The sequence below is a fragment of the Streptomyces sp. NPDC006384 genome (assembly GCF_042870695.1).
Lineage (GTDB): Bacteria > Actinomycetota > Actinomycetes > Streptomycetales > Streptomycetaceae > Streptomyces.
This window is the reverse complement of record NZ_JBIAHR010000004.1, coordinates 112,051-136,419: the sequence shown is the minus strand read 5'-3', so window position 1 is coordinate 136,419 and position 24,369 is coordinate 112,051. Positions and strand designations below refer to the sequence as shown.

Annotated in this window: 21 protein-coding genes; 11 read left to right on the top strand and 10 right to left on the bottom strand. The window is 72.7% G+C overall.

Going from position 1 to position 24,369, the window contains the following annotated elements; genetic code table 11:
* The first annotated feature begins 511 nt into the window (after positions 1-511).
* From ACFYOJ_RS06615 to ACFYOJ_RS06595, 5 genes are all read left to right on the top strand, one after another.
* Positions 512-1,210: a TraR/DksA C4-type zinc finger protein gene (locus tag ACFYOJ_RS06615; protein WP_356552097.1), complete on the top strand. Its 699-nt coding sequence runs from the start codon at positions 512-514 to the stop codon at positions 1,208-1,210.
* Between the two features lie 89 nt (positions 1,211-1,299).
* Positions 1,300-1,896: a signal peptidase II gene (gene lspA / locus ACFYOJ_RS06610; protein WP_356552096.1), complete on the top strand. Its 597-nt coding sequence runs from the start codon at positions 1,300-1,302 to the stop codon at positions 1,894-1,896.
* Positions 1,897-1,939: 43 nt separating this feature from the next.
* Positions 1,940-2,884, top strand: coding sequence for an RluA family pseudouridine synthase (locus tag ACFYOJ_RS06605; RefSeq protein WP_356552095.1), 945 nt, complete (start codon positions 1,940-1,942; stop codon positions 2,882-2,884).
* The gene (locus ACFYOJ_RS06600) at positions 2,881-3,357 is read left to right on the top strand and encodes a GNAT family N-acetyltransferase (protein WP_356552093.1); all 477 of its coding nucleotides are present in this window, start codon (positions 2,881-2,883) and stop codon (positions 3,355-3,357) included. Before ACFYOJ_RS06605 ends, ACFYOJ_RS06600 begins: the two co-directional genes overlap by 4 nt.
* Before the next feature lie 83 nt (positions 3,358-3,440).
* On the top strand, positions 3,441-5,027 hold the full coding sequence (locus ACFYOJ_RS06595) for a Na+/H+ antiporter (RefSeq protein ID WP_356552092.1): 1,587 nt from the start codon (positions 3,441-3,443) through the stop codon (positions 5,025-5,027).
* Between the two features lie 27 nt (positions 5,028-5,054).
* Here the strand turns inward: ACFYOJ_RS06595 and ACFYOJ_RS06590 are convergent, their stop codons facing one another.
* Positions 5,055-6,188, bottom strand: coding sequence for a mechanosensitive ion channel domain-containing protein (locus tag ACFYOJ_RS06590; protein ID WP_356552091.1), 1,134 nt, complete (start codon positions 6,186-6,188; stop codon positions 5,055-5,057).
* Positions 6,189-6,304: 116 nt separating this feature from the next.
* On the opposite strand from ACFYOJ_RS06590, the gene ACFYOJ_RS06585 reads away from it, so the two are divergent.
* On the top strand, positions 6,305-6,901 hold the full coding sequence (locus ACFYOJ_RS06585; protein WP_356552090.1) for a dienelactone hydrolase family protein: 597 nt from the start codon (positions 6,305-6,307) through the stop codon (positions 6,899-6,901).
* Here the strand turns inward: ACFYOJ_RS06585 and ACFYOJ_RS06580 are convergent.
* The 4 genes from ACFYOJ_RS06580 to ACFYOJ_RS06565 form a co-directional block, all read right to left on the bottom strand.
* Entirely contained in the window at positions 6,886-8,571 is a 1,686-nt protein-coding gene (locus tag ACFYOJ_RS06580) for an alkaline phosphatase D family protein (protein ID WP_356552089.1), read from the bottom strand. The genes ACFYOJ_RS06585 and ACFYOJ_RS06580 overlap by 16 nt on opposite strands.
* 76 nt (positions 8,572-8,647) lie before the next feature.
* Entirely contained in the window at positions 8,648-9,448 is an 801-nt protein-coding gene (locus ACFYOJ_RS06575) for a DsbA family protein (protein ID WP_356552087.1), read from the bottom strand.
* 86 nt (positions 9,449-9,534) lie between these two features.
* Positions 9,535-10,242 (bottom strand): hypothetical protein, encoded by a 708-nt coding sequence (locus ACFYOJ_RS06570; RefSeq protein ID WP_356552086.1) that lies wholly within the window; start codon positions 10,240-10,242, stop codon positions 9,535-9,537.
* A gap of 69 nt (positions 10,243-10,311) precedes the next feature.
* The gene (locus tag ACFYOJ_RS06565; protein ID WP_356552084.1) at positions 10,312-11,661 is read right to left on the bottom strand and encodes a DUF2252 domain-containing protein; all 1,350 of its coding nucleotides are present in this window, start codon (positions 11,659-11,661) and stop codon (positions 10,312-10,314) included.
* A gap of 279 nt (positions 11,662-11,940) precedes the next feature.
* On the opposite strand from ACFYOJ_RS06565, the gene dnaE reads away from it, so the two are divergent.
* A complete protein-coding gene (dnaE, locus tag ACFYOJ_RS06560; RefSeq protein ID WP_356552082.1) occupies positions 11,941-15,480 on the top strand; it encodes a DNA polymerase III subunit alpha in 3,540 nt (1,179 codons plus the stop codon).
* 93 nt (positions 15,481-15,573) lie between these two features.
* Here the strand turns inward: dnaE and ACFYOJ_RS06555 are convergent, their stop codons facing one another.
* Entirely contained in the window at positions 15,574-15,738 is a 165-nt protein-coding gene (locus ACFYOJ_RS06555; protein WP_356552081.1) for a hypothetical protein, read from the bottom strand.
* Between the two features lie 225 nt (positions 15,739-15,963).
* Between ACFYOJ_RS06555 and ACFYOJ_RS06550 the strand changes: the two genes are divergently transcribed.
* The 4 genes from ACFYOJ_RS06550 to ACFYOJ_RS06535 all read left to right on the top strand — a co-directional run bounded on the left by ACFYOJ_RS06550 (position 15,964) and on the right by ACFYOJ_RS06535 (position 19,977).
* On the top strand, positions 15,964-17,181 hold the full coding sequence (locus ACFYOJ_RS06550; protein ID WP_356552079.1) for an NYN domain-containing protein: 1,218 nt from the start codon (positions 15,964-15,966) through the stop codon (positions 17,179-17,181).
* Positions 17,182-17,301: 120 nt separating this feature from the next.
* Complete coding sequence (locus tag ACFYOJ_RS06545) at positions 17,302-18,276, top strand: ABC transporter ATP-binding protein (protein ID WP_356552077.1); 975 nt, start codon at positions 17,302-17,304, stop codon at positions 18,274-18,276.
* Between the two features lie 119 nt (positions 18,277-18,395).
* Positions 18,396-19,241, top strand: a complete 846-nt coding sequence (locus ACFYOJ_RS06540) for an ABC transporter permease (protein WP_356552076.1) — start codon at positions 18,396-18,398, stop codon at positions 19,239-19,241.
* Between the two features lie 34 nt (positions 19,242-19,275).
* Positions 19,276-19,977 (top strand): AAA family ATPase, encoded by a 702-nt coding sequence (locus ACFYOJ_RS06535; protein ID WP_356552074.1) that lies wholly within the window; start codon positions 19,276-19,278, stop codon positions 19,975-19,977.
* A gap of 87 nt (positions 19,978-20,064) precedes the next feature.
* Here ACFYOJ_RS06535 and ybaK read toward each other — a convergent pair whose 3' ends face one another.
* The 4 genes from ybaK to ACFYOJ_RS06515 form a co-directional block, all read right to left on the bottom strand.
* Entirely contained in the window at positions 20,065-20,580 is a 516-nt protein-coding gene (gene ybaK / locus ACFYOJ_RS06530) for a Cys-tRNA(Pro) deacylase (protein ID WP_356552072.1), read from the bottom strand.
* A 27-nt stretch (positions 20,581-20,607) separates the two neighbouring features.
* Positions 20,608-21,348, bottom strand: coding sequence for an LON peptidase substrate-binding domain-containing protein (locus ACFYOJ_RS06525; RefSeq protein ID WP_356552071.1), 741 nt, complete (start codon positions 21,346-21,348; stop codon positions 20,608-20,610).
* 11 nt (positions 21,349-21,359) lie between these two features.
* Positions 21,360-22,397 (bottom strand): hypothetical protein, encoded by a 1,038-nt coding sequence (locus tag ACFYOJ_RS06520; protein ID WP_356552069.1) that lies wholly within the window; start codon positions 22,395-22,397, stop codon positions 21,360-21,362.
* A 219-nt stretch (positions 22,398-22,616) separates the two neighbouring features.
* Positions 22,617-24,194, bottom strand: coding sequence for an oxidoreductase (locus ACFYOJ_RS06515; RefSeq protein ID WP_356552068.1), 1,578 nt, complete (start codon positions 24,192-24,194; stop codon positions 22,617-22,619).
* Positions 24,195-24,369 lie beyond the last annotated feature (175 nt).

Below are 24,369 nucleotides of genomic sequence, written 5' to 3'. Positions count from 1 at the left end.
CTCCTTGGCCCCCCGGCGCGTCGTGCACACCGGCGAGCCCCCTCATTGGGGTCGCGAGGCCGGTTCTACTCACCCGTCCTTCCGGTCGGGTTTTCCTCCGGCGGCTCCGGGGTGATCTTCACGCCGCGCTCGCCCCCGGGCTCCCACCGTCCCCGGGTCGCTCTGGGCTGCGTACGCCGCTACTCGTCCCCATCCACGCTTTTCGCTCCGCCCAGTGTACGGCGCCGCGGGAGCGGCGGCCGACCGGTTTCCGGCGCCGGACGGGAGGGGACGCCGTACGGCCGGTGACCCGGATGCCGCGCCCGGAGGCCCGGTGTCCGCCGGGCCCGGCCGGGAGCGGGACCGGCGGATTACCCGGCGGGGAGCTGGGCACAACGCATGCATGCTCGTCGCGCGGCGCGTGGTGGGCGGGCGAACCGGGCGGCGTGCCCCGTTGCCGCGGAGGACGAGTCGATTTATCGTCCCAGCACGATTCGCGAGCAAGATCACAAAATGTGAAGGGGCCGCGGCCATGGTGGCGAAGAAGACCGCCGCAGAGCAGTCGGAGACGACCGCGGAGAAGTCCGCCGCCAAGGGGACGACGGCCGCGAAGAGGACCGCGGCGGAGGAGACCGCCCCGGGGAAACAGGCCGCGGCGAAGCGGCGGAGCCCGGCGAGGAAGAGCGCGGGCGCGAAGAGCACGGCGAAGAAGGCGGGCGCGGCCGAGGCCGCGGAGCAGACGGGAGCCACGACGGTGGTTGCGAAGAAGACTCCTGGCACGGCCACGGCGGCCAAGTCCGCGGTACCGAAGGCACGCGGCGCCGCCGCGGAACCCGGCGACCTCGCGGTACGCCCCGGCGAGGACCCCTGGACCCCGGAGGAGGCCGAGGAGGCCCGCGGGGAGCTGCAGTCCGAGGCGGACCGGCTGCGCGCCGAGATCGACCAGTCCGAACGGTCGCTGCAGGGCCTGATGCGGGACTCCGGTGACGGCGCCGGCGACGACGAGGCGGACACCGGCACCAAGAACATCACGCGCGAGCACGAACTGGCGCTGGCCGCCAACGCGCGCGAGATGCTCACCCAGACCGAGCGCGCCCTGGAACGCCTGGACGCGGGCACCTACGGCCTCTGCGAGAACTGCGGCAACCCCATCGGAAAGGCGCGCATGCAGGCCTTCCCGCGGGCCACCCTGTGCGTCGAGTGCAAGCAGAAGCAGGAGCGCCGGTACTGAACCGCGGCCGTGCGCGTCCTGAGCACGTCCGGGGCGGGAGGCGTGCCGTACCCTCGTCCTCAGTCAGGTACCTAGGCTGAGGGACTCACGTGGCAGAGGCGGAGCGCATCATCGGTACGCCGGACACCCCGGACGAGGCGGGGGACGGGCAGGAGCGGCCGGTCGCCGAGGGGGAGCAGAAGACCCCGGAGCGTCCCCGGGGCCGGCGGCGCGTCGCCGTGCTGTTCGCGGTCGCCGCGGTCGCGTACCTCCTCGACCTGGTCAGCAAGATGATCGTGGTCGCCGAGCTGGAGCACCACGAGCCCATCGAGATCGCCGGTGACTGGCTGCGGTTCGTGGCGATCCGCAACGCGGGCGCGGCCTTCGGCTTCGGCGAGGCCTTCACCGTGATCTTCACGGTGATCGCGGCGGCCGTGATCGTGGTGATCGCCCGCCTCGCGCGCAAGCTCTACAGCCTGCCCTGGGCGATCGCGCTCGGCCTGCTGCTCGGCGGTGCGCTCGGCAACCTCACCGACCGGATCTTCCGCTCGCCCGGCGTCTTCGAGGGCGCGGTCGTCGACTTCATCGCGCCCAAGCACTTCGCCGTCTTCAACCTCGCCGACTCCGCGATCGTGTGCGGCGGCATCCTGATCGTGATCCTCTCCTTCCGCGGCCTGGACCCGGACGGGACCGTCCACAAGGACTGAGCGCGCTTTCGGGTATGCCGGGCCCGTCCGGCATACTCGACGGGTGAGCACGCTTCCCGAGATCCGTACCCTGCCCGTGCCCGACGGCCTGGAGGGCGAGCGCGTCGACGCCGCCATCTCCCGCATGTTCGGCTTCTCCCGTACCAAGGCCGCGGAGCTCGCCGCGGAGGGCAAGGTGCAGGTCGACGGATCGGTGGTCGGCAAGTCCGAGCGCGTCCGCGGCGGCGCCTGGCTCGAGGTCCAGATGCCCCAGGCGCCCGCGCCGGTGCGGGTGGTCGCCGAGCCCGTCGAGGGCATGGAGATCGTCCACGACGACGAGGACGTCGTCGTGATCGTCAAGCCCGTCGGCGTCGCCGCCCATCCCTCGCCCGGCTGGACCGGCCCGACGGTCATCGGCGGACTGGCCGCCGCCGGGTACCGCGTCTCCACCTCCGGCGCCGCCGAGCGCCAGGGCATCGTGCACCGCCTCGACGTGGGCACCTCCGGCCTGATGGTGGTCGCCAAGTCGGAGCGGGCGTACACCTCGCTCAAGCGCCAGTTCAAGGAGCGCACGGTCGACAAGCGCTACCACACGCTCGTGCAGGGCCACCCCGACCCGACCAGCGGCACCATCGACGCCCCCATCGGCCGCCACCCGCAGCACGACTACAAGTGGGCCGTCACCGCCGAGGGCAAGCCCTCCGTCACCCACTACGACCTCATCGAGGCCTTCCGCGCCGCCTCCCTGCTCGACGTGAAGCTGGAGACCGGCCGCACCCACCAGATCCGCGTCCACATGGCCGCCCACCGCCACCCCTGCGTCGGCGACCTCACCTACGGCGCCGACCCCACGCTCGCCAAGCGGCTGAAGCTGACCCGCCAGTGGCTGCACGCCGTCCGGCTCGGCTTCGAACACCCCGGCGACGGGCAGTGGGCCGAGTTCACCAGCGACTACCCCGACGACCTCCAGCAGGCCCTGGACCGGGTCCGCGAGGAGACCTACGCGTGAGCGACGCCCCCGTCTACGAGGTGCGCGTCGCGGAGGACCCCGCCGACCGCGAGGCGTGCTTCGCGGTGCGCAAGGAGGTCTTCGTCGTCGAGCAGAACGTCCCGGAGGACATCGAGTACGACGCGTACGACGCCGGCGCCGTGCACCTCCTCGCCGTCCGCGAGGACGGTGTGCCGCTCGGCACCGGGCGGCTGCTGCACGGCGCGGCCGCCGCCGCGAGGAACGGCGACGGCGACCCGGCCGTCGGCTCCCTCGGCCGGCTCGCCGTCACCCGCGGGGCCCGCGGGCTCGGCGTCGGGGCCGCGCTGGTGCGCGCGGTCGAGGACGCGGCCCGTGCGCGCGGGCTGACGGCGGTGGACCTGCACGCGCAGACGCACGCCCTGGGTTTCTACGAGCGTCTGGGGTACCGGGTCTACGGACCGGAGTTCCCCGACGCCGGGATACCCCACCGCGCGATGCGGCGCGCCCTGTAGGCCCCGTCGGACGGGCCGGTGGGGCCGGTGACGTGGCACTCTTGAATGCCGTGTGACGCCGAGACCCCACCGGAGCGGTGACCGTGGACCAGCTGGCCCTGCTGTTCGTGCTGCTGCTCGGGGCCCTGCTGAGCGTGCCGGTCGGGGACCGGCTCGGACTGCCGGCGCCCGTGCTGATGACGGTGCTCGGCATCGTCCTGGCCCTGCTCGAATTCGTCCCCAACGTCGACATCCCGCCCGAGCTCATCCTGCCCGCGCTGCTGCCGCCGCTGCTGTACGCGGCCGTGCGGCGCACCTCCTGGCGGCAGTTCGCGGCCAACCGGCGGCCGATCTTCCTGCTGGCGGTCGCGCTGGTGTTCGTCACCACGGCGTGCGTGGCCGCCGTGGCCCACGCGATCGTGCCCGGCCTGCCGATCGCCGCCGCCTTCGCCCTCGGCGCGCTGGTGGCGCCGCCCGACCCGGTCGCGGCGACCGCCGTCGCGGGCCAGCTCGGGCTGCCGCGCCGCCTGGTGTCCATCCTGGAGGGCGAGGGCCTCTTCAACGACGTGACGGCCATCGTCCTCTACCACGTGGCCGTCGCCGCGGCCGTCAGCGGTTCCTTCTCGCCGTGGCGGGCCGGGCTCGACCTGGTGCTGTCCGCCGTCGTCGCCGTCGCGGTGGGACTGGCGCTGGGCTGGGCCGCCAACAGGCTGCTGGACCTGCTCGGTGACGCCACCCTGCAGATCGGGCTGACGCTGCTGGTGCCCTACGCCTCGTACGTGCTGGCCGAGGAGCTCCACGGCTCCGGGGTGCTCGCCGTGCTGACCACCGCCATGTTCCTCGCCGAGTACGCGGTCGGCGCCGACGACGTGATGACCCGGCTCGCCGGGCACACAGTCTGGGACGTCGTCGACACCCTCGTCACGGGCGTCGCCTTCGGACTGATCGGGCTGGAGCTGCACAACGCCGTCCGCACCGCCTCCGGCCGGTGGCCCGAACTGCTGGGCTGGGCCGGGGCGGTCGCCGGCACGGTGATCCTCGTCCGGCTGCTGTGGCTGCTGCCGGCCACCTGGCTGACCCAGCGGCTGCACTCCCGTCGCGACCACGACGAGGACATCCCGACCAGCTGGCGGGAGACCGTCGTCATGTGGTGGTCGGGCATGCGCGGCGTCGCCTCGGTGGCGCTGGCGCTCGCGATCCCGCTGCGGACCGAGGACGGGGCGCCCTTCCCGAACCGGGAGGAGCTCGTCTTCATCGCCTTCGGAGTGATCATGGTGACGCTGCTGCTGCAGGGCCTGACCCTGCCGTGGCTGGTGAACCGGCTGGGGGTGCGGGCGGACACCGAGCGGGAGAAGGCCTACGAGAAGGAGCTGGCCGTACGCGCGGCGAAGGCGGCGAAGCAGCGCCTCAAGGAGATCGAGGCGGTGGAGGAACTGCCGGAGGAGCTGTCCGAGCAGATGCTGCGGCGGGCCTTCGACATCGGCGTGCGCATCAGCCCGGACATCGGGGACGAGGAGCGGCGCGAGGCGCAGCTGCAGCGGGCCCGGCGGCTGAAGCGGATCCGCCGGATCCAGGGCGAGATGCTCAGCGCCGCCCGCCACGAGGTGCTGGCGGCGCGCAGCGAACCCGGCGCCGACCCGGAGATCGTCGACCGGGTGCTGCGCCACCTGGACGTGCGCAGTCTGCGCTGACCGCGCCGCCCGGCCGCCGGTCCCCGGTCACAGGGCCTTGCGCGACTGGTGCGGGAAGCGGCGCGCCTCCCCGTCCGGCGAGCGCCGGGCGCGGGGGAGGCCGTCGCGGTCGGGGCGCCGGTCCGCTTCCGCCGTGTGGACGCGGGGCAGGGCGTAGGGGTGCTCGTCGGCCAGCCAGCGGATCATCTGCTCGCGCACCTCCACCCGCACCGTCCAGATGTCGTCCGCGTCCTTCGCCGTCACCAGGGCCCGCACCTGCATGGTGGTCGGGGTGGTGTCCGTGACGGTCAGGTTGTACGCCCGCCCGTCCCAGGCCGGGCAGCCGCGCAGGATGTCCCGCAGCCGCTCGCGCATCGCGTCCAGCGGGGCCGTGTGGTCGAGGTGCCAGTAGACGACGCCGGTCATCTGCGGGGTGCCCCGTGACCAGTTCTCGAACGGCTTGGAGGTGAAGTACGACACCGGCATCGTGATCCGGCGCTCGTCCCAGGTGCGCACGGTCAGGAAGGTCAGCGTGATCTCCTCCACGGTGCCCCACTCCTCGTTCACCACGACCGTGTCGCCGATGCGCACCATGTCGCCGAAGGCGATCTGCAGCCCCGCGAACAGGTTGCCCAGTGTGGACTGCGCCGCGATGCCGGCCACGATGCCGAGGACACCGGCCGAGGCCAGCAGCGAGGTGCCCGCCGTGCGCATCGCCGGGAAGGTCAGCAGCATCGCCGACACGGCGACGACGCCGACGACCGCGGCGACCACCCGCATGATCAGCGACACCTGGGTGCGCACCCGCCGCACCCGGGCCGGGTCGCGCTGGGCGTGGGCATGGGCGTAACGCGAGTACGAGGTCTCGACGACGGCACCGGCGATCCGGATCACCAGCCAGGCCGCCGAGCCGATCAGCACCAGGGACAGCGTCCGGCCGACGCCCACCTGGTGTTCCGGGAACACCCGTGCCTCGACGTACGTCCCTCTCAGCAGCGCCGCGCACAGGACGAGCTGGTAGGGGATGCGGGCGCGGCGCAGCAGCCCCCACAGGGGCGTCTCGGGGTGGCGCCCGTCGGCCTTGCGCAGCAGCAGGTCGGTGGCCCACCCGATGACCAGGGTCAGCAGGACGGAGCCGCCGACCACGAGCAGCGGGCGGAGTATGTTCTCCGGGTTCTCCATCACTCGAACGTAACCGGCCAGGCCCGGCGTGAACCTGTGACGTGCGTCCCCCCGGCCGGCCCCGTGCCGGGGCCGCCGCCCGCCGCGTTGTCACAGCCGGCTGGCACCATGGCCCCATGAACATCGTGCTCTTTCACTCGACCCATGGCCTGAGGCCCGCGGTGCGGCAGGCCGCCGACCGGCTGCGCGACGCCGGGCACCAGGTGTGGACCCCGGACCTCTTCGAGGGACGGACCTTCGACACGGTCGAGGAGGGCATGGAGTACCAGGAGGAGACCGGCAGGGAGGAGCTGCTGAAGCGGGCCGTGCTGGCCGCCGCCCCCTACTCCGAGCGCGGACTGGTGTACGCCGGGTTCTCGCTCGGCGCCTCCATCGCCCAGACCCTCGCCCTCGGCGACCACCGGGCGCGCGGGCTGCTGCTCCTGCACGGCACCTCGGACATCGCCGCCAACGCGTCGGTGGACGACCTGCCGGTGCAGCTGCACGTCGCCGAGCCCGACCCGTTCGAGACGGACGACTGGCTCAGCGCCTGGTACCTCCAGATGGGCCGCGCCGGCGCCGACGTCGAGGTGTACCGGTACGCCGGGGCCGGCCACCTCTACACCGACCCCGGTCTGCCGGACTACGACGAGGAGGCGGCCGAGGCCACCTGGCGGGTGGCGCTCGGCTTCCTCGGCTCGCTGGAGGCGGACGCCCCTCAGACGGGCGCGTAGACCCGCTCGACGCGCTGGGTGCCGCTGCGCGTGCGGTAGGAACGGGCCCAGGCGGACGTGGCGTCCGGGTCCGTGCGGTCCGACAGGACGTAGTAGTCCATCTGCGCCCGCTCGGCGGTGACGTCCAGCACGCCGTAGCCGTGCCGGTCGGTGTCGACCCAGTGGACGTGCCGGTTGGCGGCCCGGATCACCGGCGCGGCGACCGCCGAGACCGTGCCCTCGGGCACCTTCACGATGTCGTCGAGGTTGTCGGAGGTCACCGAGGTGACCACGAACTCCGTGGCGGCCGGGGCGGACAGCGGGTACGTGGCGGCGTTGTGCGGCACGTCGTTGGCCCACGCCATGTGGATGTCGCCGGTCAGGAAGACCGTGTTGCGGACGCCGTTCGCGCGCAGGTGGGCCAGCAGCTCGCGGCGGTCGTCGGTGTAGCCGTCCCACTGGTCGGTGTTGAGGGCGAGTCCCCCCTTGGGCAGTCCGAGCAGTTCGGCGAGCGGCTTCAGCAGCTCGGCGGGGATCGAGCCGATCGCGAACGGCGAGATCATCACCGGGTTGCCGACCAGCCGCCAGGTGGTGTCGGAGGAGGCCAGCTGGGACTTGAGCCAGTCCAGCTGGGCCCGGCCGGTGAGGGTGCGCTCCGGGTCGTCGACCTCGCCGTCGCCCAGCGCCACCTGCTGGGAGCGGAAGGTACGCAGGTCCAGCAGCGACAGGTCGGCCAGCTTGCCGAAGCGGAGCCGGCGGTAGGTGGTGCCGGCGATCGCGGGGCGGACCGGCATCCACTCGAAGTACGCCTGCTTGGCGGCGGCCTGACGCGCCGCCCAGGCGCCCTCCGCGCCCTCGGTGTGGTTCTCGGCGCCGCCGGACCAGGTGTCGTTGGCGATCTCGTGGTCGTCCCAGATCGCCACGACCGGCGCGGCGGCGTGCAGCGCCTGCAGGTCGGGGTCGGTCTTGTACCGGCCGTGCCGGACGCGGTAGTCGGCGAGGGTGAGGATCTCGTGGGCGGGCGCGTGCGGCCGGACGACCGTGCCGCGGGTGCCGTACTCGCCGGTGCCGTACTCGTAGATGTAGTCGCCGAGGTGCAGCCAGGCGTCCAGGTCGCCGCGGGCGGCGAGGTGACGGTAGGCGGAGAAGTGGCCGGCCTCCCAGTTGGCGCAGGAGACCACGCCGAAGCGCAGTCCCCGGACGGCCGCGTCGGCGGCGGGGGCGGTGCGGGTGCGGGCGGCGGGGGAGACGGTGGGGCCGGCGGAGAAGCGGTACCAGTAGTCCGTGGCGGGGGCCAGGCCCCGGACGTCCGCCTTGACCGTGTGGTCGGAGGCGGCCGTCGCGGTGACGGTTCCCTTGGCGACGATGTCTGTGAACGCCCTGTCCCTGGCGACGGTCCAGTCCACCGCGGTGTCCGGGCCGATGCCCGATCCGGGTATCGCCTCGGGCACCGGGGTCACCCTGGTCCACAGCAGGACACCGTCGGGCAGCGGGTCGCCGGAGGCCACACCGTGCAGGAAGGCGGGGGCGGCTTCGGCGGCACCGGCGGGCAGCGCCGCGGCGAGCGGGGCCGCCAGGACGGTGCCGGCCGCCGCGGCCTTGACGACGGCGCGGCGGCTGGGCGCGCGGGTGCCGGCGTGCGCGGGGGACGACGGGAGGGATTCTTCGGATGATCTGTGTCGACTGGTCACGGCCGATCAGGCTACTGATCGGTATGCGCGCGGGCGGGCGAACTCACGAAAATTCGCCCGCCCGTTCGCCTGTGTACTACTTGGTGACGCCGGCGTCCTTGAGCGCCTTCTGCCACTCGGCCTCAGAGCCCGGGGTCTCGATCACCTTGTCGTTGATCTTGACGGTCGGGGTCGACTGGACGTCCTCGGCCTTCTGGAAGGATTCGCTCATCTTCATCGCCCAGGCGTCGTAGGTGCCTTCCTTCACGGCGTCCTGGAACTTCTTGTTGTTCTTCAGGGCGTCGACGGTGTCGGCGACCTTGATCAGGTAGTCGTCCTTGGCGAACTCGTCGGTCGACTCCGACGGGTGGTGCTCCGCGGAGTACAGCGCCGTCTTGTAGTCGATGAACGCCTCGGGGCTGACGTTCAGCGCGGCGCCGAGGGCGCTGAGGGCGTTCTTGGAGCCCTCGCCGCCGAGGTTGCCGTCGAGGAAGGTGCCGATGGTGAAGGAGAGCTTGTAGGTGCCGTCCTCCATGCCCTTGTTGACGGCCTCGCCGACGGTCTGCTCGAAGTTGGCGCAGCCCGGGCAGCGCGGGTCCTCGTAGAGGTGGACGACGTGGTCGCTCTTGGACTCGCCGAGGGTGACGGTGGTGCCGTCCTTGCCCGAGGTGTTGGCCGGGGCCACCACCTTCGCCTCGGCGGCCTTGTCCCAGCCGCTGGGCTTGTTCATCTGCACGACGGCGTAGCCGATGCCGCCGGCTATCGCCAGCACGCCGACGATGGAGCAGGCCACGATGACCTGACGCCTGACCTTGTCGCGCTTGGCCTGGCGCTCGCGCTCCTGGCGCAGACGCTCACGGGCCGCCGTCTTCGCCGCCTGGGTGTTCCGCTTGCTCATGGTGGTGTTCTCTCCGGGGACGCGCACACGGGTGTGTGCGGAATGGGTACGGGGGGACCGGCCGTAGGCGCTCGGTGACCGGGGGGTCACACGAGGGCGGGAGCGGCCGGCGGCCCGCGTCGTCCCAGGGAGTGCGTGAGGATCCGCTCGCGGGCGCCCGCGGTGCGGCGGACCACCGGGGCCGGGCGGCGCACCACCGGGGTCCGGTGGACGGTCACGGCCGCGACGGCGATCAGCAGCGGCCGGAAGGTCGCCGCCGCCACCGCGCCCAGCAGCTGGGCCAGCGCGCGCTCGCCGCGCCGCAGCCAGGCCGCGGCGACCAGGCCGACACCGACGTGCGCGCCGAGCAGCAGCCAGGCGGTCGCGGGGCCGGCGTGGGCCAGGGAGGCCGCCAGCTGGTCGCCGTCGGCGCCGGTGACCCGGGTGAGAGGGGCGGTGACACCGGCCTGGACGCCCGTGCCGTCACCGCACAGCACATGGAGGCCGACGGAGCGCAGCGGGCCCGCGACCGGCCCGCCCGCCCTGCCGTAGCAGACGTGCTGGCCGGTGGTGAAGACCGTGTCGGCGGCCAGCTCCAGCGGGATCAGCAGGGCGGCGATCCGCCCGAAGCCGCGCTCGCGCCGCCCGGCCAGGGCGTACGCGATCAGGAAGACGGCGGCCGCGACGGCGGCCACCGTGGGCAGCGGCAGCGGGACCCCGGACAGCAGCACGTGCGACGCGGTGCTGAGCGTCACGACGAGGGCCGTGAACAGCGCCGCGCGTACGGCTCTGAGTGGGGTTCCGGATATGTCCATGGCGAAGCAAGAGTGTGTCATGGCGGCCGGTAAGAGTCCCCTAAAGGGTCCCTGTGAGGCCGCCGGCGGTCACAGGCCCGGGATCCGGCCGTTGCGGAAGAGATCGACGAAGATCTGGTGGTCGGCCCGCGCGCGGGCCCCGTAGCCGTGGGCGAAGTCGACCAGCAGCGGGGCGAAGCCCTCCTCGTCGGCCGCGATCGCCGCGTCGATGGCCCGCTCGGTGGAGAACGGCACCAGGGACTCCCCGGACTGGTCGTCCGCCGCCGCGTGCATCGCGGCCGTCGCCCGGCCCAGGTCGGCGACGACCTCGGCGATCTCCTCCGGGTCGTCGATGTCGCCCCAGTCCAGGTCGACCGCGTACGGCGAGACCTCGGCGACCAGCTGGCCCGCCCCGTCCAGCTCGGTCCAGCCCAGCCACGGGTCGGCGTGCGCCTGCAGGGCGCGCTGGGAGATCACCGTGCGGTGGCCCTCGTGCAGGAAGTAGTCCCGGATCGCCCGGTCGGTGACGTGCCGGGAGACCGCCGGGGTCTGGGCCTGCTTGATGTAGATCACGACGTCGTTCTCCAGGGCGTCGCTGTTGCCCTCCAGGAGGATGTTGTACGAGGGCAGGCCCGCGGAGCCGATGCCGATGCCCCGGCGGCCGACGACGTCCTTGACGCGGTAGGAGTCGGGGCGGGTCAGCGACGACTCCGGGAGCGTCTCCAGGTACCCGTCGAAGGCGGCCAGCACCTTGTAGCGCGTGGCGGCGTCCAGCTCGATCGAGCCGCCGCCCGGGGCGAAGCGGCGCTCGAAGTCGCGGATCTCCGTCATCGAGTCCAGCAGCCCGAACCGGGTCAGCGAGCGGGCCACGCGCAGCGCGCCCAGCAGCGGGCCCTGCGCGGTGTCCAGCGTGAACGGCGGCACCTCGTCGCTCTTGGCGCCGGTGGCCAGCGAGCGGATCCGCTCGCGGTACGCGTCCGCGTACACCCGCACCAGCTCGGTGATCTGCTCGTCGCTGAGCGCCTTCGCGTACCCGATCAGCGCGATGGAGGCGGCGAAGCGCTTCAGGTCCCAGGTGAAGGGGCCGACGTAGGCCTCGTCGAAGTCGTTGACGTTGAAGATCAGACGGCCGGTGGAGTCCATGTACGTGCCGAAGTTCTCCGCGTGCAGATCGCCGTGGATCCACACCCGGGAGGTCCGCTCGTCCAGGTACGGGCCGCTGTACGGCCCGTCGCCGTCCCGCCCGGCGCTCTCCGCGTCCAGGTCGTGGTAGAAGAGGCAGGCCGTCCCCCGGTAGAAGGCGAAGGCCGAGGCAGCCATCTTCCGGAACTTCACCCGGAACGCGGCCGGGTCGGCGGCCAGGAGCTCGCCGAAGGCGGTGTCGAAGACGGCGAGGATCTCCTCGCCGCGGTGCTCGTCGCTGAGCTGCGGGACCGACATCGCTGGGTGCCTCCTGGTACGGGTGGTGCGTGGCGGGTGGGCGGAATCTCCCCTCGGAAATTCCACCCGGACCAACGTTCGAGGGTGCGCGGGAGTGCCCGCGGCCCGGGGCCCGCCCGACACGCGGGGCCCCGCACGACGGTACGCGGCCGGAGCCCCGGAGTGTCGGTCCCGGGGCATAGACTTCGACGCTGACCCCCGGACTGACCGCAGCCCGTCGCCCGACCACCGCCCCTCGACGAGGCGCTTCGCGCCAAAGCCCTGATTTGGAGGCCGCACGTGTCCAAGCCGCCGTTCACGCACCTGCACGTCCACACCCAGTACTCGCTGCTGGACGGTGCCGCGCGGCTGAAGGACATGTTCGAGGCGTGCAACGAGATGGGCATGACGCACATCGCCATGTCCGACCACGGCAACCTGCATGGCGCGTACGACTTCTTCCACTCCGCGAAGAAGGCCGGAATCACCCCGATCATCGGCATCGAGGCCTATGTCGCCCCCGAGTCGCGCCGCAACAAGCGCAAGATCCTCTGGGGCCAGCCGCACCAGAAGCGCGACGACGTCTCCGGCTCCGGCGGTTACACCCACAAGACGATGTGGGCGGTGAACAAGACCGGCCTGCACAACCTCTTCCGCCTCTCCTCCGACGCGTACGCCGAGGGCTGGCTGCAGAAGTGGCCCCGGATGGACAAGGAGACCATCGCCCGGTGGTCCGAGGGCATCGTCGCCTCCACCGGCTGCCCCTCCGGCGAGGTGCAGACCCGGCTGCGCCTCGGCCACTTCGACGAGGCCCTCAAGGCCGCCGCCGACTACCAGGACATCTTCGGCAAGGACCGGTACTTCCTGGAGCTGATGGACCACGGCATCGACATCGAGCACCGGGTCCGCGACGGGCTGCTGGAGATCGGCAGGAAGCTCGGCATCCCGCCCCTGGTGACGAACGACTCGCACTACACCTACGCGCACGAGGCGACCGCCCACGACGCCCTGCTGTGCATCCAGACCGGCAAGAACCTCTCGGACCCGGACCGTTTCAAGTTCGACGGCACCGGCTACTACCTGAAGTCGACGGAGGAGATGTACGCCATCGACTCCTCCGACGCCTGGCAGGAGGGCTGCGCCAACACGCGCCTGATCGCCGAGATGATCGACACCGAGGGCATGTTCCAGAAGCGGGACCTCATGCCGAAGTTCGACATCCCCGAGGGCTACACCGAGGTCACCTGGTTCCAGGAGGAGGTCCGCCGCGGCATGGCGCGCCGCTTCCCCGGCGGCATCCCCGAGGACCGGCAGAAGCAGGCCGAGTACGAGATGGACGTCATCATCCAGATGGGGTTCCCGGGCTACTTCCTCGTGGTCGCAGACTTCATCATGTGGGCCAAGAAGCAGGGCATCGCCGTCGGCCCCGGCCGGGGCTCCGCGGCCGGTTCGATCGTGGCCTACGCGATGGGCATCACCGACCTCGACCCGATCCCGCACGGCCTCATCTTCGAGCGGTTCCTCAACCCCGAGCGCGTCTCCATGCCCGACGTCGACATCGACTTCGACGAGCGCAGGCGCGTCGAGGTGATCAGGTACGTGACGGAGAAGTACGGCGCCGACAAGGTCGCCATGATCGGCACGTACGGCAAGATCAAGGCGAAGAACGCCATCAAGGACTCCGCGCGCGTGCTGGGCTACCCGTACGCGATGGGCGACCGGCTGACCAAGGCCATGCCCGCCGACGTCCTCGGCAAGGGCATCGACCTCAACGGCATCACGGACCCCTCCCACCCGCGCTACAGCGAGGCCGGCGAGATCCGCGCGATGTACGAGAACGAGCCGGACGTGAAGAAGGTCATCGACACCGCCAAGGGCGTCGAGGGCCTGGTGCGGCAGATGGGCGTGCACGCAGCCGGCGTGATCATGTCCAGCGAGACCATCACCGAGCACGTGCCCGTCTGGGTCCGGCACTCCGACGGCGTGACCATCACGCAGTGGGACTACCCGAGCTGCGAGTCGCTCGGCCTGCTGAAGATGGACTTCCTCGGCCTGCGCAACCTGACGATCATGGACGACGCCGTCAAGATGGTGAAGTCCAACAAGGGCATCGACATCGACCTGCTGTCGCTGCCGCTGGACGACCCCAAGACCTTCGAACTCCTCCAGCGCGGTGACACCCTCGGCGTCTTCCAGTTCGACGGCGGCCCCATGCGCTCCCTGCTGCGCCTGATGAAGCCCGACAACTTCGAGGACATCTCCGCCGTCTCCGCGCTCTACCGTCCCGGCCCGATGGGCATGGACTCGCACACCAACTACGCGCTGCGCAAGAACGGCCTCCAGGAGATCACGCCGATCCACAAGGAGCTGGAGGAGCCGCTCAAGGAGGTCCTGGACGTCACCTACGGCCTGATCGTCTACCAGGAGCAGGTGCAGAAGGCCGCCCAGATCATCGCCGGGTACTCGCTCGGCGAGGCCGACATCCTCCGCCGCGTGATGGGCAAGAAGAAGCCCGACGAGCTGGCGAAGAACTTCACCATCTTCCAGGCCGGCGCCAAGAAGAACGGCTACAGCGACGAGGCCATCCAGGCACTGTGGGACGTGCTGGTCCCCTTCGCCGGCTACGCGTTCAACAAGGCGCACTCCGCCGCGTACGGACTGGTGTCGTACTGGACGGCCTACCTCAAGGCCAACCACCCCGCCGAGTACATGGCCGCGCTGCTCACCTCGGTCAAGGACGACAAGGACAAGTCGGCGGTCTACCTCAACGAGTGCCGGCGCATGGGCATCAAGGTGCTGCCGCCCAACGTCAACGAGTCCATGGCGAACTTCGCCGCCCAGGGCGACGACGTGATCCTCTTCGGCCTCTCCGCCGTCCGCAACGTCGGCACCAACGTGGTCGAGTCGATCATCCGGTGCCGCAAGGCCAAGGGGAAGTTCACCTCCTTCCCCGACTACCTCGACAAGGTGGAGGCGGTCGTCTGCAACAAGCGGACGACGGAATCCCTGATCAAGGCCGGCGCCTTCGACGAGATGGGGCACACCCGCAAGGGCCTCACCGCGCAGTACGAGCCGATGATCGACAACGTGGTCGCGGTCAAGCGCAAGGAGGCCGAGGGCCAGTTCGACCTCTTCGGCGGCATGGGCGAGGAGCAGAACGACGAGCCCGGCTTCGGACTCGACGTGGTCTTCGGCGAGGAGGAGTGGGACAAGACCTACCTCCTCGCGCAGGAACGGGAGATGCTCGGTCTCTACGTCTCCGACCACCCCCTCTTCGGCCTGGAGCACGTGCTGGCCGACAAGGCCGACGCGGGCATCTCCCAGCTCACCGGTGGTGACTTCGGCGACGGCGCGGTGGTCACCATCGGCGGCATCATCTCCGGCCTGCAGCGCAAGATGACCAAGCAGGGCAATGCCTGGGCCATCGCCACCGTCGAGGACCTCGCCGGCTCCATCGAGTGCATGTTCTTCCCGGCGACCTACCAGCTGGTGTCCACCCAACTCGTCGAGGACGCCGTGGTGTTCGTCAAGGGGCGCCTGGACAAGCGCGAGGACGTGCCCCGCCTGGTCGCGATGGAGCTGATGGTCCCCGACCTGTCCAACGCGGGCACCAACGCGCCCGTCGTCCTCACCATCCCGGCGACCCGCGTCACCCCGCCGATGGTCAGCCGCCTCGGCGAGATCCTCACCCACCACCGCGGTGACAGCGAGGTGCGGATCAGGCTCCAGGGCCCGACGAAGACGACGGTGCTGCGCCTGGACCGGCACCGGGTCAAGCCCGACCCGGCGCTGTTCGGCGACCTGAAGGGACTGCTCGGCCCGTCCTGCCTGGCGGGCTGAGGGACCACGACGGCACGGACGACACAGGGGCGCACCCGGCACCGGGTGCGCCCCTGTGTGTCACGGCGGCCGCGACGGCCCGTGTGCCGGACGTCAGTTGTGGCCGAAACGCTTCTGCCGCTTGCGGGAGGGCATGTCGCCGGACGACAGTTGCGGCGCGTGCTGCTCGTCGCGGTCCAGCACGGCCTGCTCGGCGGCCTGCGGGGCACGGGCGGACTGGGGCTGCTTGCGGTCACGGTTGTTCTTGTTCTTGGCCATGGTGATCTACCTCCTGAGGGGGATCTGTCGGGCCAGGTACCGCCTCAGATTCACATAGACCTAAAAAGAACGCATATCGGGCAATTACCGTCTGTGACACGGCTCGTCGGGGCGCGCGCCGCCGAAACGCCACGCCGAAGATCGAGTTCGGGCCGTTAACCTCCGTGCCGTCGGGCAGACTCGAAGGAAGCCCGAAGCAAACCTCCCGGAAAGAGGGTGGATCGCGTGGACCGCTGCATCGTCCTGGTGGACGCCGGGTATCTGCTGGGGGCCGCCGCCAGTCTCCTCGCCGGGGAGCCCTCGCGCTCGCGCATCACCGTCGATCACGCCGCCCTCGTCCAGGGGCTGCGCGAGCGCGCCGAGACCGACACGCAGCAGCCACTGCTGCGCATCTACTGGTTCGACGGCGCCCCCGACCGCGTCCCGCAGCCCGAACACCGCCGGCTGCGCGTGATGCCCCGGGTCACCGTGCGGCTCGGCGCCCTCACCCGCAGCGACGGCCGCTGGGCGCAGAAGGGCGTGGACGCCGCCATGCACGCGGAGCTGACCGAACTGGCACGCAACCGCGCCTGCTCCGACATCGTCCTGGTCACCGGTGACGGCGACCTGCTGCCCGGCATGATGGCGGCCAAGGAACACGGCGTCGCCGTCCACCTGTGGGCCGTACAGGCCGCCGACGGTGACTACAACCAGTCCGAGGACCTGGTCGCGGAGGCCGACGAGCGCCGCGTCCTGGACCGCGCGTGGATCACCAAGGCCGTACGCGCCAAGGAGACCGGCGGCGTCTGCGCGCAGCCCCCCGCGCCCCGGCCGGAGATCGCCGCGATCCTCTCCGCGCCGCTGCCCGAGTCCGCCCTGTCCGCCGCGACGGAACGCCCGTCCGTCCAGGAGCGCGAGCACCCCGCGGCGGACACCGCCGCACGCAACGGTTCCGACGGGCGCGTACCGCCCGCCAAGGGCGTCCCCACCCCCAAGGACCTGGCCGCCCTGCGCGCCGCCGGCACCCAGACCGCCCCCCACCCGCCGACCGCCACCCTGCGCTGGTCCTCCGACAAGGGCTGGGTCGACCGGACGGCCGCCGAGCCCGCCGAGGCCGTCTCCCTGCCCACGCTGGCCCAGCTCACCACGGCCGAGCAGCGCTGGGCCGACCGTGAGGAGGACATCACCACGGTCGGCGGCGACCCCTACGAGGTCGGGCAGGTCTTCGCCCGGCGCTGGGTGGAGCGCCTCGGTTCCCCCGAGCACCTGCAGAGACTCTCCGGCATGTACCCGCGCATCCCGCACCGGGTCGACGGCGAGCTGCTGCGCTACGCCGCCCGCTTCGGGCTGCTGGCCCACAAGGACGACCAGATCGACGAGCACGACCGGTACGCGATCAGGGCCGGTTTCTGGCGGGAGATCGACCTGCGGACCGCCACCGAGCGGGCCCCCGCCGGGGAGTGACACCCCGGCCGAATTGATGCTTATGGGCGGACCCGAGGGCGGGACGCGCCCGGCGACCCCGTACTCTCGTCCCTTGTGAGTACGCGCGCGGCACAGGCACTTCCACCCGGTGGCGATGCCGTGTGCGCGGTACGCGGACTGACCAAGACCTACGCGGCGGTACGCGGCCGGCGCGGCGTCCCCGCCGCCCCCGAGGTCCGGGCCACCGACGACGTGACGCTGGAGATCCGCCGGGGCGAGATCTTCGGACTGCTCGGACCGAACGGCGCCGGCAAGTCCACCCTCGTCCGCCAGCTCACCGGGCTGATGCGGCCCGACCGCGGCAGCGTCGAGATCCTCGGCCACGACATCGTGCGCCACCCGGAGCGCGCCGCGCGGATCCTCGCCTACCTCGGCCAGGAGTCCAGCGCCCTCGACGAGCTCACCGTCTCCCTCGCCGCCGAGACCACCGGGCGGCTGCGCGGCCTGGACGTCCGTGCCGCCCGCGCCGAGCGGGACGCCGTCCTGGACGAACTGGGCCTGACCCCGATCGCCTCGCGCCCCCTGAAGAAGCTCTCCGGCGGACAGCGGCGCCTGGCCTGCTTCGCCGCCGCGCTGGTGGGGGAGCGCCCCCTGCTCGTCCTCGACGAACCGACCACCGGCATGGACCCGGTCGCCCGGCGCGCCGTCTGGGCCGCCGTCGACCGCCGGCGCGCCGAACGCGGCACCACGGTGCTGCTCGTCACCCACAACGTCATCGAGGCCGAGACCGTCCTCGACCGGGTCGCCGTCCTCGACCGGGGGCGCGTGATCGCCTGTGACACACCCGCCGGGCTCAAGGAGAAGGTCGCCGGCGAGGTCCGCGTCGACCTGGTCTGGCGCGAGAGCGCGCCGCTGAACGTCCCCGAGGTCGCCGCGCTGCGCGACCGCGCCGCCGAGTCCGGCCGCCGCTGGACGCTGCGGCTCGCCCCGGAGGAGGCCCGCGCGGTGGTCGCCACCGTCACCGGCGGGGCCGCGTTCGCCGCGCTGGACGACTTCACCCTGGCCACGCCCAGCCTGGAGGACGTCTATCTGGCGCTGGGCGGCGCCGCGCGGCAGGGACTGGTGAGGGCGTGAGCACACGAGCGGTGAGAATCCAGGAAGCCGCGTCCGCACCGGACGGCGCGAGCGCTTCCGAGGGGGCCGGTGCGACGCGGACCGGCCCGGTGACGAGTGGTGAAGGGGAACAGCGCGACGTGAGTGTCGTACCCGCCGCAGTCCTGCCCGACGGCACCCTGGCCGACGGCTCCCTCCCCGACGGCTCGCTGCCCGCCGGGGAGCGGGGCGCGGCCGAGCTCGGCCCCAGGGCACGGCTGTGGCCGGCCCTGGCCGCCGTGTACCGGGCCCAGCTGTCCCGGGCGCGGGTCGCGAGGATCCCGCTGCTGTTCGTGGCCACCTTCCAGTCGATCGGCATCATGATCCTGATGCGCGGCGTCGTGGACGGCGGCGGCGAGGCGCAGGCCGTGGTCGCCGGGTCCGCGGTGCTCGTGGTGGCCTTCGTCGCGCTGAACCTCCTCGCCCAGTACTTCGGCCAGCTGCGCGCCAGCGGCGGCCTCGACCACTACGCGACGCTGCCGGTGCCGCCGGCCGCGGTGGTCCTGGGCGCCGCCGGCGCCTACGCGTCCTTCACCGTGCCGGGAACCGTGGTGACGGCGGTGTTCGGCTGCCTCCTGTTCGGGCTGCCGATGACGCACCTGTGGGTGCTGGCGGCGGTGATCCCGCTGGCGGGCGCCGCGCTCGCCGGACTGGGCGCCGCCCTGGGACTGCTCGCGCCCCGGCCCGAGTTCGCCACCCTGCTGGGCCAGCTGGGCATGTCGGCCGCGCTGCTGCTGGGCGTGCTGCCGGCCGAGCGGATGCCGGATGCGGTCCGTCTGGCCCGGGACCTGCTGCCCTCGACCTACGGCGTGGAGGCCTTCGCGCGCACCTTCGGCGCGCGGCCCGACTGGGCCTTCGTCCTCGCCGATCTCGCCGTGTGCGCCGTGGTCGGCGTGCTCTCCCTCGCCGTCGCCACCTGGGCGTACCGCCGGGCCGCCGTCCGGTGACGCGCCGCACCGGCGGGTTTGGCACGATGACAAGGTGACCGCACCACTGACACCGCCTCCACCGCCGAACGAGCACTCGTCGTCCCACGGCGGACCGGTGCCGCCCCCCGCCGGGGCGCACACCAAGGGCGCCGTCCACGACCGTCACGGCGGACGGGACGGCCTCGGGACAGCCGCCGAAGTGCGGCAGGCCGCCGCGGTTCTGGCGGCCGTGACCCTCTCCGGGATCCTGCTGGGCCTGCTGTGGTGGTGGCTGGCGCCGCACGTGCCGCTCGTCGGGGACACGGCCGGTGACAGCTGGGTCGTCTACCGCAAGGACTCCGAGGGCGAGCAGGCGATCGGTGTCGACGGCACGTTCACGCTGCTCGCGCTCGGGTTCGGGGTGGTCAGCGGGGTGCTCGTCTTCCTGCTGCGCCGGAGCGGGGGCGTACCGCTGGTGGTGGCGCTGGGCGTCGGCGGATTCCTCGCCTCCCTCCTCGCGTGGCGGGCCGGGGTGTGGCTGGGACCAGAGCAGGACGTCATCGCCCACGCCAAGGAGGCCGGCAAGGGCGTGACGTTCTCCGCGCCGCTGAAGCTGGGGGCGAAGGGCGCGTGGCTGGCCTGGCCGTTCGCCGCGCTCGTGGTGCATCTCGGTCTCACCGGCCTGTTCGCCCCCCGGGACCCGGACCCGCACCCGTACGCCCCGGAACAGCCGTACCACCCGCAGCAGGGACCGTCCGGCGGGCGGCCCGGGTAGACCCCGGACCACCGCGGCGGGGCCGGGCGCGGTGCGTACGGCACCCGTCGGCGCACCGCCGTCGGACCCGGGCCGTCCGGCGCCGGATCAGGCGCGGCCGATCGGGGCGAGGACGGCGTCCGTCAGCTTCGCCAGGTCGTCGGGGGAGAGCTCGACCTCCAGGCCGCGGCGGCCCGCCGAGACACAGATCGTGGCGTGACCGGACGCCGACGCGTCCAGGACCGTCGGGAGCCGCTTGCGCTGGCCGAGGGGGGAGATGCCGCCCCGCACATAGCCCGTGGTGCGCTCGGCCAGGGCCGGATCGGCCATCGCCGCCCGTTTGCCGCCCACCGCGGCCGCCAGCGCCTTCAGATCGAGCTGGCCCGCCACGGGGACCACCGCGACAGTCAGGGCGCCGTCCACGTCCGCCACGAGCGTCTTGAAGACCCGCTCCGGAGACACCCCCATCGCCTCGGCCGCCTCCTCGCCGTAGGACGGGTGGGCGGGGTCGTGGTCGTACGCGTGGACCGTGTACGGCACCCCGGCCGCGGTGAGGGCCACCGTGGCCGGGGTGCCCGCCCGCCGCCCGCCGTCCTGCTGCTGCTTCTTCGACTTCTTCGCCATCCGGGCCAGTACCTCGGTCGGAACTCGTCAGTTGGAACTCGTCGGGCCGCGCGTCAGGTCGGACGCGGGCAAGGAGGGCAGCGTACGGATGATCGCGGTCTCGGCGCGAAGGAGTTTCAGCTCGTCCCGCAGCCGGGACGCGGTGTCCGGCGCCTGCAGCAGGCGCTGCTTGGTCGGCGTGTCCAGCACCATCGCGGCGGCGACCAGGTAGGAGACCACACCCGGCTCGTCCGGCAGCTCGACGCCGGTCGCCAGCGAACGCTCGCGGGCACCCGCCAGCCGCTTCTGGTACTGCCGGAAGGACCGCAGCACCCCCTCGGCCAGCGCGCCCGCCTCGTCCCCGGGCTCCTCGGGCAGCGGCTCCAGTTCGGCCGTCAGGAACGGCCCCGACGCCTCCACCGACAGCACGCGCACCCGGGTCGTCCCGGTCGCCAGCACCTCGAAGGTGCCGTCGTCCCGCTCCCGGATCGTCGCCGCGTCCGCGATGCAGGCCACCTTGTGGAAGGCCTTGGCCGGATCGGGCCCGAACCCGGCCAGGGGCCCGCGCTCGGGCACCGCCGTCGGGTCGGGCAGACCGGGAGCGCTCGGGGCGACCTCGTGGCCGTCCCGGATCGCCACGACGGCGAACCGCCGCGGTTCTTCCTCGGGAGTCTTGAGCAGCTCGCGCATCATGGCGCGGTAGCGCTCCTCGAAGATGCTGAGCGGGAGCACCAGCCCCGGGAACAGCACCGAGTTCAGGGGGAAGAGGGGGAGCCGGACGGTGGTCACGAACCTGAAGCCTAATGGTCGCCGGGGCGTGCGTGACCGCCCCGCCCGCTCCGTGGACGGCGCGGACCCGTCGGCCCCCGCGTGTCCGCCGCCGCCGACCGGACGGCCCGGCGCACCTCGAGGAAGCGGCCGAGGGGGTCCTCCGCGTCCCGGTCCCAGGGGAAGGACGTGACGAACGGCCCGGTCAGCCGCAGTTGTTCCGCCGCGTCCCGCGGACGGTCCAGGCGTACCAGGACGTACGCCAGCAGGTTGCGCAGCTCCGCCGGCCAGGGGTCCGCCGCCGGGTACGCCGCCGACACGGCGATCGCGCGGTCGGCGGCCGCGTCCAGCAGCGCCCGGTCCACACCGGGCACAGGGTCCCCGCCCGGTACGGAGGCCCCGCCGGCGGTCAGGCAGATGAAGGCCGCGTGCACCGGCAGCGCGCCGACGAGCGTGTCGTCGGGAGCGTCCTGCGCGGCGGTCTCGGCGAAGGCGAGGCACTCGCGGTGGGCGCGGGGCGAGGCGGCGGCCAGGTACTCCAGGGCGGCGACGTGGCAGCCGTAGTGGTGCGGTGAGCGGCGGACCGCCTGTTCCCACAGCCGTTCGAACTCGGCGTGTCCCGCGTGGGCGCCCCGCGCGGTGTCCAGGGCGACGCGCCACGGCACCGGGTCGGGACCACCGGCGTCGGTGGCGGCCACGACCACCGGGCCCGCCTGGCGCAGGAGCTCGGCGCGGGCCGGGGACTCCCAGCAGCGGTCCACGGTCAGCCGGGCCGCGACCAGCAGGGCGTCGGGGTCGGCCGGGGCGGCGGCGCGCCAGTGTTCGAGCCACGCGGAGCGGGAGCGGGCGAAGGCGGCCAGCCGGGCCGCGTAGCGGTCGCGGCGCTCCCACTGCGCGTTCTCCCGGGTGCTCGCGAGGAGGACGGACGCGGGGCCGTACTCGCCGCGGGCCGCGGCGACCAGCGCGGGCGCGAGCCGGTCGTCGGGGGCGTCGAGGAGCACGTCGGCGTCGTCACCGGCGGGGGGCGGCGCGGCGGCGGGCCGCGACGTACGGAGGAACGCGCGCAGCATGGCCAGTACGACGGCCCAGGGCGCGGGATGGTTGTGCGGCGGACGGCCACCGTTTCGCCTGCGACCTGTGTGTTCCCGCCCGCACCACCCGTTCGATTTCCGTCCTCGGCGCGGGCGGGGCGCCCCGAGGGACGACTCCGGCGACGCGTGGTGGCCGTGCGCGGCGGCGCCCCGGGCGGCCGGTGTCCCCCCGGGCGACGGGCGGCCCCGCCGGGGCGGTCAGTTGCGGCGCAGGAGTCTCGTCACGCCCGCCGCGACCGTCGTGGCCAGGAACCAGCCGAGCAGGATCATCACCGCCGCCAGCCACTGCCAGCGGCCGCGCAGCTGCCAGAAGCCCACCTGCCCCAGGTCGATGACCGGAAGCAGCAGGTCGAGGGCGAACAGGGCGGGATTCCACTCCGGGTGCTCACCGCGCTTGAGCGGCGGAGGGCCGGCCCGCGAGAAGGCGAACGAGCCCGCCGCCCACAGCACCGCCATCCACACCGCGGCCCGCCCCGGCCGGTAGCCGTAGGCGACCGTCCAGTCCTGCGCGTACCCGACCAGCTTCGCGGCGAACGGCAGGCTCTCGCGGCGCCGGCGGTGCTTGGCGAGCAGCACCTCGCGGGCGTCCTCGTCCTCGCCGGCGGCCCGCAGCACGGCGGCGAGCCGTTCGTACGGCTCCGGGTTGTACTCGGCGGTCGCGGCGCCCACCCACCGCAGCCGCTTCTCCAGCGGGAACGGGCCCCGCGGCACCAGGGTCTCGTAGGTGAAGCCGTCCATGTGCAGCCGGCCCGGGCCCGGCCAGCTGTCCGCCCGGTCCATCAGGTTGACCACCCGCGCCCCCGACAGCACTACCCGCCCGCGCGCCGGACGCTCGCCCAGGAACCGCAGCTCGGGCGTCTGTACCCGCCGCAGCGACAGCTCATGGTCGTCGCCGAAGCGGAACCGGGCGTGCTCGAGGTCGACGGCGTCACCGAACCGCCCGTCGTCCAGCCGCACCCCGCCCTCGCACTCGAAGACCTGGATCCGCGTCCCCTGCGCCGGGGTCGTGCCCCGCAGCAACGGGCCGTCCAGCCCCGCCGGTGTCAGGTACAGCGTGCGCTCCACCGCCAGCCGCGGGGCGTTCAGCGCGTGCGGCGTGTACGGGTTGCGCAGCCGGGCGCCGCGCAGGCTCAGCGAGACGCCGACCTGGGCGCTGCGCAGACTCATCTCGCCGTACGACTCCAGCATCTCGGCCTGCAGGTCCTGCCCGACGGACATGCCGTCCGCGGCGATGGACCGGCCGCTGCGGTCCCGGTGCACGACCGCCTGGCTGAGCAGCAGGTCGGTGCCGATCTGGGCGTCCGTGAGCCGGATCCCGCCCGGGAACCGGCAGCGCGGCAGATGCAGATCGCCCTCGGTGTGCAGCCGGGCGGCCTCCAGCCGCGGCACCGAGCAGTCCACCATCCGCAGGGTCGTGAAGCGGGTCTCGGGCAGCAGCACCTCCCGCTCGAAGCGGCAGCCCCGCAGCTCCACGTAGGGCTCCACCGTGCCGCCCGCCAGGTCCATCGTGCCGCTGATCCGCACCCCCACGAGCTGCAGCGAGGAGACGCGGCCCGCGAGCGCCGGCGGACCGTCGAGCAGCAGCCAGCACACGATGCGCGCCCGCACGGTCCGCTCCGGGCCCCACGGCCGCCCGCCGTGCGGATCGTCGACGAGCGCGTCCCCACTGCTCAGGTCGTACACGCTGCCGTTGCGGAAGGCCTGCCACATGCCCGCCTCCGCGGCGGTCAGATCGTCCGGCGGCTCTCCGTCACGATGGCCCTCCCCCTCGGTCACGGCGCTTCACTCCCTCCCCGCCTACTCGCGAGTCACTCACGCTTCGTACAACCGTTCATGCCCACTGCGTGACGACCTGAACACTCAACGTGAGGAGATCCTGCGGGGATCACGCCCCGGTGTGACGGCCCGTGGCGTTCCGTATCAGCCATTGATACGCGCGGACGGTCTCCGA